The 7,589-nt window shown below is 34.8% G+C and carries 7 protein-coding genes and 1 riboswitch; of the genes, 1 reads left to right on the forward strand and 6 read right to left on the reverse strand.

Going from position 1 to position 7,589, the window contains the following annotated elements; all coding sequences use genetic code 11:
* Positions 1-63 precede the first annotated feature (63 nt).
* The 6 genes from DES36_RS03570 to DES36_RS03595 form a co-directional block, all read right to left on the reverse strand.
* Complete coding sequence (locus DES36_RS03570; protein WP_113919851.1) at positions 64-675, reverse strand: precorrin-2 dehydrogenase/sirohydrochlorin ferrochelatase family protein; 612 nt, start codon at positions 673-675, stop codon at positions 64-66.
* On the reverse strand, positions 656-1,888 hold the full coding sequence (gene hemA / locus DES36_RS03575) for a glutamyl-tRNA reductase (protein ID WP_170128161.1): 1,233 nt from the start codon (positions 1,886-1,888) through the stop codon (positions 656-658). Before hemA ends, DES36_RS03570 begins: the two co-directional genes overlap by 20 nt.
* Positions 1,863-2,687, reverse strand: a complete 825-nt coding sequence (locus tag DES36_RS03580) for an energy-coupling factor ABC transporter ATP-binding protein (RefSeq protein ID WP_113919853.1) — start codon at positions 2,685-2,687, stop codon at positions 1,863-1,865. The genes hemA and DES36_RS03580 overlap by 26 nt, the downstream gene beginning before the upstream one ends.
* Before the next feature lie 99 nt (positions 2,688-2,786).
* On the reverse strand, positions 2,787-3,467 hold the full coding sequence (gene cbiQ, locus DES36_RS03585) for a cobalt ECF transporter T component CbiQ (protein WP_113919854.1): 681 nt from the start codon (positions 3,465-3,467) through the stop codon (positions 2,787-2,789).
* Positions 3,451-3,747, reverse strand: coding sequence for an energy-coupling factor ABC transporter substrate-binding protein (locus DES36_RS03590; protein ID WP_113919855.1), 297 nt, complete (start codon positions 3,745-3,747; stop codon positions 3,451-3,453). The genes cbiQ and DES36_RS03590 overlap by 17 nt, the downstream gene beginning before the upstream one ends.
* Complete coding sequence (locus DES36_RS03595; RefSeq protein ID WP_423230747.1) at positions 3,731-4,480, reverse strand: energy-coupling factor ABC transporter permease; 750 nt, start codon at positions 4,478-4,480, stop codon at positions 3,731-3,733. The genes DES36_RS03590 and DES36_RS03595 overlap by 17 nt, the downstream gene beginning before the upstream one ends.
* Positions 4,481-4,651: 171 nt before the next feature.
* A riboswitch (cobalamin riboswitch) is annotated at positions 4,652-4,837 on the reverse strand.
* Positions 4,838-5,063: 226 nt separating this feature from the next.
* Between DES36_RS03595 and DES36_RS03600 the strand changes: the two genes are divergently transcribed.
* Positions 5,064-7,376 (forward strand): anaerobic ribonucleoside triphosphate reductase, encoded by a 2,313-nt coding sequence (locus tag DES36_RS03600; RefSeq protein ID WP_113919856.1) that lies wholly within the window; start codon positions 5,064-5,066, stop codon positions 7,374-7,376.
* The last annotated feature ends 213 nt before the right edge of the window (positions 7,377-7,589 follow it).

Genomic DNA, 7,589 nt, shown 5'->3' on the forward strand with positions numbered 1-7,589 from the left:
TGTATTTATTTCCTATTGAAACCGTGAGACCAATTACCTTCGTTGACATCTATACTTCCACTTTTACAACATTTTTCTTAATTCCTCTACAGACAAATCCGTTAAGCTATTTAAAATCCTTTTTTTCTCCTCTTGATCTTTTACGTTTTTGATGACCATCTCTCGAATTTTTCCCAGTAAGTTTACATACTCTTCAAACTCTTTAGGATACTCTTCTTCTAATGAATTCTTTATTTTTTTACTAAGGGATGGACTCTTTCCAGAGGTGGATACAGATAGAATCAAATCCCCTCTTCTTACAACAGATGGAACAATATAATCGGAAGCTTCTCCACTATCGACTATATTACACAGAATCTTTAGTTCCTTTGCATCCTCACTAATAGAAATATTAATATCCTTAGCATTTGTAGCTCCTACTATTAAATAATTTCCCTTTAAGTACTCTTTTTTATAGGAGTCCTTTATGAGAGTTATACTTGGAAATTGATTTAAGAGCTCATCAAACTCGTAAGTAAAATCCACGCTTATCACAGTGACTTTTGCCTCACATTGTAAGAGTGAAACCACCTTGCGATAAGCAATCTTACCACCGCCGAAAACTACTACATTCTTACCTCTCATTTCGATCATTACTGAATAATACAAATTCTCATCACTTCCCAAAGATTTCATCAATTACAGCAATATAATCATCTAGTTTTTCCGCATCTTCTATCCTTTTTAGATTAATAATAGGCTTTATGCTTCTTTTAAGTGCAGAATGAATCATTTTTTCTACTACTGTTTTGTCTTTAATAGTAAGATTTGTCTTTCTATAGATATAATCTAACGATTCCATCTTAATGGTTTCACATTGAGCATTGATTTTTTTGATTAAAGGGTCTAGTTTCGCAGCCCCTTTCCATTTATAAAACTCCTCTACAGATTTCTGTATAATAACCATTATAGGTTCCATTAGACTCTTTCGATATTCTATATTCTCATCGATGACCTTTTTTAAATCGTCGATTTCGTATAAGTGAACACCCTCTAGCTCTCCAACTTCCTTTTCCACATCTCGTGGCATAGCTAAATCGAGAATATACAAATCTTTTCTTAATTTGGGCATATTGTTTTTTCGAAATAGAGTATGAGGAGACGCTGTTGTAGAAATGAGTATATCTACTTCTTGAAGTAAATCGTATCGATCTTCGTAATAAACAGGACATACTCCTTCAAACTCAATTAATAATTGGTTTAATTTATCATGGGTGCGGTTTGTGATGTATACCTTGTCTAAATTTTCTTCCATAATATATTTTAAGGATAATTTGCCCATATTGCCTGCTCCGATAATAAGAGCACGTTTTCCTTCTAAGGAATCCATCTCTTTTTTTAACATCTTCAAGCCAACATAACCAACAGATGTGGGATTTTCGGATATTTTTAAAGTGGTTTTAATATATTTTGCCTTAGTGATAGACTCTCGAAATAATTTATTTAGTAATTTTCCACTGTGGCCTCTCTCAATGGCATATTCTAGAGCATCTTTTACTTGACCTAATATTTGATCTTCACCTATAACGAGAGATTCAAGTCCTGCCGCTACCTGAAAGATATGATATACTGCATCTCTATTTTCTTTTATAAACAAGTGCTTTTCAATATCATCCTGCCCAGTATATTCTTTTAAATAGGTACAAACGGAATGTATGCTTTGTTCTAATTCTTCACTCGCTAAATAAAGTTCACTTCTATTACACGTAGATACGATGATAAGTTCCTGAATATTTTCTTGTCGTAATATTTGAAATGTTTTCTCTTTTTTAGATTCCGTAAAAGACATCTTTTCACGTACTTCCATTGGCGCAATGTGGTGATCAACCCCGATAACTGCTAGCTCCATTGATCTCCCTCCAATAATCAAATAGTTTTTCTTCATCTCGAAATAATGGTAAACCTAATTTTTTATGTATTTTCATAAGCCATGGCTGAGAAAGATTAGCTTTTTCTAGTACTTCATCCATACTAAACAAATCTTCAATTGATCCATTAGCGATGACCTGACCATGATTTAATATGTATCCATAATCGCAAAGTGTATAAATAATATCCATATCGTGACTTGAAATGATAATTTTTTTCCCTTCCTTAGCTAAAGTATTGATAATTTTGACAACTCCTCTTGTCATTGCTGGGTCTAAACCGGCTGTTGGCTCATCAAAGAGTATAACTTGTGTATTTAGAGCTATGACCCCAGCAATGGCTACTCTTTTTTTCTGCCCATAACTGAGGTAGTGGACGGCTTTTTCTTTAAAATCATATGCTTCGGTTTGTATTAAGGCGTCGTCTACCCTACGCTTTACTTCATCTTCAGGTAATCCAATATTTCTCAAGGCAAAAGCTACATCATCATAGACATTCGAGTGAAATATTTGTTTATCTGGATCTTGGAAAACCAAACTCACCTTTTGACGATAATCGTACATATATTTTTTATTATACTCTAGTGGTTGCCCATTAAAAAGAATGATACCCTTTGTAGGTTTTAATATGCCCATTAGATTTAAAAACATAGTAGATTTTCCTGCTCCATTGCCCCCAATAAGAGCGATAATTTCACCATTATTTAAGTTAATTTCTACATCTTTTAAGGCCATGGTATTATCTTCATATTTATAAGTCAAGTGCTCTGTTCTTAACATAAAAGCCTCCTTGCATGTCTTTGGTGCTTTACTTAAGCTTGCATTATCTTTTTATTTTCCTGAAGAGATCATATATATAGATTATGGCAACTCTCTAACCTATACATGAAAATCTCCATCATATAATTTTACTTCTAGTGAAATGCTCAATTCTTCATATCTATTCATCATTCTAGTGAAGAGACTTACAATGAGCAAAGATATAGATCTATAGGATGTCCTTAGATTTCCATATCCAAATTTCAAATATATAGCCGTCTGCATATCTTTGTATTCTTCTAAGAACATCATTATAAACCTATAAATGAGCATAACCATCTCTAATACTACAATTGGCACTTTCATGCTCTTTAATATTTTTAATAGCTGGTTAATGGGCACGGTTAAGGCAAGAAAATAAGTGGAAGAAAGACAGGCTAAGGCTCTAAAAAACAAGATAAAACATTGATTTAAAGAAGACTGCGTTATGCCAATGTAAAATCCTCCTACAGGAATATTATAAAGAAAAACATGTGCACTCTTTGATACAGAAATCAAAATAGTTACTAGGCTCAATAACAAAAAGGATGAAGGTATCATAAAAAACTTAAGATAACGATTAAGTTTTATGCCTGCAAATTGAACCAGTACAAATCCAATAAGGAGAAACATACCAATGTACATAGGTATGTTCTCAAAAACAATTGCTGTAAATAGCAAAATCATTGCTGCAACAAATTTGATTTTTGGATTTATTTTAGTCAACTTGTTTGTATAAGCGATTTTATCGACTTGTAACATGGATTTTTCTTTCCTTTTTTCCTTTATTATATCCTATGTAATATGCGATGATCCCTGCACCTAATGCGGCTTGTGAAGCAAAGAGCAGAGATTCAATTTCCCCACTGGCTGGCTCCATAAAGCTACTAAACCAAGGTTCATAATCAGGGTTAATAACAGTAATCATTTCTTCTGCCTCACCGTCAGCTCCACCAAACTCAGCATCATTTGTAATGACTAAAGGTACAATGATTAAAACTAGTAATGCAAATACTAGTATGATTTTAGTTGAAATTTTCATTTATTACATCCTTTCCTTCATACTCTACGACTTTGTCGTATACTAAAGCAGTGATGATTCCCTCTGCTGCTGCAATGGGGATTTGAGTAAGAGCAAAGATGCTTAAGAATTTAAAAATAGATACTGCTATACCTCCTACTGGATCAGGGAAGGCCACACCTAATTGCAAAGAGGTAACTACATAAGTAGCTAAATCTCCCAATGCTGCTGCTGCAAAAACAGAAACGCCTGCATTCACATTGTTCTTTCGAAGTAATTTAAAGATTCCATAAGCTACAAAAGGACCAACTACTGCCATAGAGAAAGCATTTGCACCTAATGTACTAATACCGCCATGGGCTAGTAATAGAGCTTGGAATAGTAAAACGATTACTCCTAGTACAGTCATAATAGTTGGTCCAAATAATATAGCTCCCAAGCCTACACCAGTAGGATGTGAACAGCTGCCTGTTACAGAAGGAATTTTTAAAGCGGATAATAAAAATACAAATGCGCCTGCCAATGCGACTAAAAGTTTCTTATTTGGTTGATTTTTAAATATAAAATTTAATCTGCGCACTCCAAGGACGAAAAATGGTATAGCCACAACTGTCCAAAACAGTGCCCATCCTTTTGGAAGAAAGCCTTCCATAATATGCATCGCCTGTACGTCTTTTACGCTAAACATTACTAAAGAAATAAGAGCGTACATAAAAATTGCAGTGTTGATTTTTTTGATTTTAAGTATTTTCATTAAAATTCTCTCCTTGTTTTATTTAAAGCGGAGGGTGCTCCTAAATATTTTTAGTTATCTAGAAATCCAAGAAGTTTTTACACCTCGAAAAAAATAACCAGATCTACGTGAGATCTGGTTAATAAAAACAATGTTATCCAATTACGGTAACAAACCTCCCTCCGAAGCTTTACACATTCTCCAATCTAGGCAGGTCTCCTGACTTTGAATCATCCTACTTCCCTAATCCTTCCCACATCAACAGGTGATGTAGTGGAGTTGCCTAGGGGTTCGTCATCATTTACAGTAGCGGGGGCTGTAGAGGAATTGCACCTCTTTCCAATTTAATCATAATAAACCTAAATTTGCATTATTCAGTTGTAATTGCCTTTATAGTAACATAAATGTTTTTTATAATCAAGTACTTGTTTTCAAAAGGGTTTTTATTTATGCAAAAATAAACAAATTGACGCAAGATACTGGGGTGTGTTAATATTGTTATCGCAATATATAGACAATTTCGGTACTTGAAAAGAATAGGATAATCGCTTAATAGTTTTTCCTATCAATCAAGAGTCAGAGAAACAAATGAAGGAGAATAGTAATGATAACAAAAATCGTAAAACGTGATGGCAGAGAGGTTCCTTTTAATTTAGAGAAGATCTCTAATGCAATCTTTAGAGCAGCAAGTGCTAAAGGAGGTAGAGACTATAATACAGCACTTTCCCTAGCGGAAGCTGTAGTAGAGTACATAGAAGAGCACACTTATGGAAAAATACCCACTGTAGAAAACATACAAGATGCTGTAGAGAAAATTCTCATTGAAAAAGGCCATGCCCGTACTGCAAAAGAATATATACTCTATAGAGCTGAAAGAACTCGTGTACGAGAAATGAATACTCGATTGATGAAAGTATACAGTGATCTCACATTCAAAGAGGCTAAAGACAACGACATGAAGCGAGAGAACGCAAATATTGATGGAGATACTGCAATGGGTACCATGCTTCGATACGGTTCTGAAGGTGCAAAGCAGTTTTATGAGATGTTTATATTAAACCCTGAGCATTCTAAAGCTCATAAAGAGGGCGATATCCATATACACGACCTAGATTTTCTTACTCTGACTACTACTTGTTGCCAAATTGACATTGAAAAGTTGTTTCAAGGTGGATTTAGTACAGGACACGGATATATAAGGGAGCCAAATAATATTCAAAGTTATTCTGCTCTGGCCTGTATCGCTATCCAATCTAACCAGAATGATCAACATGGCGGACAAAGTATACCAAATTTTGATTACGGAATGGCTCCAGGCGTGCGAAAGAGCTATAAAAAACATTATCTGCAAAATTTATCAAAATCTTTAGAGTTGTTATATAATTTACCTAATATTTGGGATACTGTTGTAGAGATTAGTCAAAAAATCAAAAGCACCTATAAACTTACTCCAACGATGAGCAATTACGAGGATTATCAGTATTATGAAGCAAAACTACTAGAAGATTACTTTGAAGATAAAAAGCTTATTTTGAAAGCACAAAATTTTGCCATAAAAAGCGCAGAAAAAGAAATCGATAAGACTACTTATCAAGCTATGGAAGCCTTTATCCATAATTTAAACACTATGCACAGCCGAGCTGGTGCTCAAATTCCTTTTAGTTCCATTAATTACGGAATGGATACTTCAGTAGAAGGAAGACTTGTAATAAAAAACTTACTGCTAGCTACAGAAGCTGGACTTGGCAATGGTGAGACGCCTATCTTCCCTATCCATATATTTAAAGTTAAAGAAGGCGTTAATTATAATTTAGGAGAACCCAATTATGACTTATTCCAATTAGCTTGTAGAGTCAGCGCCAAAAGATTATTCCCTAATTTTTCTTTTTTAGATGCTCCTTTTAATGCAAAGTATTACAAAGAAGGCCATCCTGAAACAGAAATTGCCTATATGGGTTGTCGTACAAGAGTTATAGGTAATGTCCACGACTTAGAAAATGAAGTAGTATACGGAAGAGGAAATTTAAGCTTTACTACAATCAATTTACCTAAGATCGCATTAAAAGCAGATGGCAGCATCTTAAACTTTTTTGAAGAATTGGATCGACTTTTGGATGTAGTTATAGAACAGCTTTGGGAAAGATTTGAAATCCAGGCACGAAAAAAGGTAAAAAACTATCCTTTCTTAATGGGACAAGGGGTATGGATAGACTCGGATAAACTCAAATGGGAAGATGAAGTGCGAGAGGTATTAAAGCATGGTACGCTGACTGCTGGTTTTATCGGTTTAGCAGAGTGTCTAAAAGCATTAACAGGCAAACACCATGGTGAAAGCGAAGAATCTCAAGCATTAGGACTAAAAATCATAGGTCATATGCGCAGAAGAATGGATGACGAGAGTAAAAAGCGCAATTTAAATTTTACCCTTATTGCTTCACCTGCAGAAGGAACAGCAGGGCGCTTTGTAAAAATGGACAAAAATACCTTTGGAATCATCGAAGGAGTTACAGACAGGGAGTACTACACTAATAGCTTCCACATACCTGTTTACCACGAAATTAGTGCCTTTGATAAGATTAGGCTAGAAGCACCTTATCATGAACTGACAAATGCAGGACACATAACCTATGTAGAGCTCGATGGAGACCCTTCTAACAATCTATATGCCTTTGAAAAGGTAGTAAAAGCTATGAAGGAAGCTGGCATTGGTTATGGCTCCATCAACCATCCCTTAGACCGAGACCCTGTATGTGGATACAGCGGAATTATTGGCAATACCTGCCCAGCTTGCGGTCGAGAAGAAGGTACTATAAAATTCCATCGAATCCGAAGAATTACAGGCTATTTAGTGGGTACTCTAGATCGATTTAATGATGCGAAAAAGGCAGAGGAGAATGATAGGGTGAAACATTTTTAAGGTAGTAAGGTAGTAAGGTGGTAAGGTGGTAAGGTGGTAAGACCAGCTAAGTCTTGTCAATGATTTTTTTAAGAAATATTATTATCGGTTTTTTAGTATAGCAAACAAACCATTATCAAAACACGAACAATGGAAAAGTTAACTATAAAAAGTGATGTTTGAAATTATGCTGCGGTGAGATGATGATTTTTTAAGAACAATACTTGATGTTCT

The organism is Alkalibaculum bacchi (genome assembly GCF_003317055.1).
GTDB classification, from domain to species: domain Bacteria; phylum Bacillota; class Clostridia; order Eubacteriales; family Alkalibacteraceae; genus Alkalibaculum; species Alkalibaculum bacchi.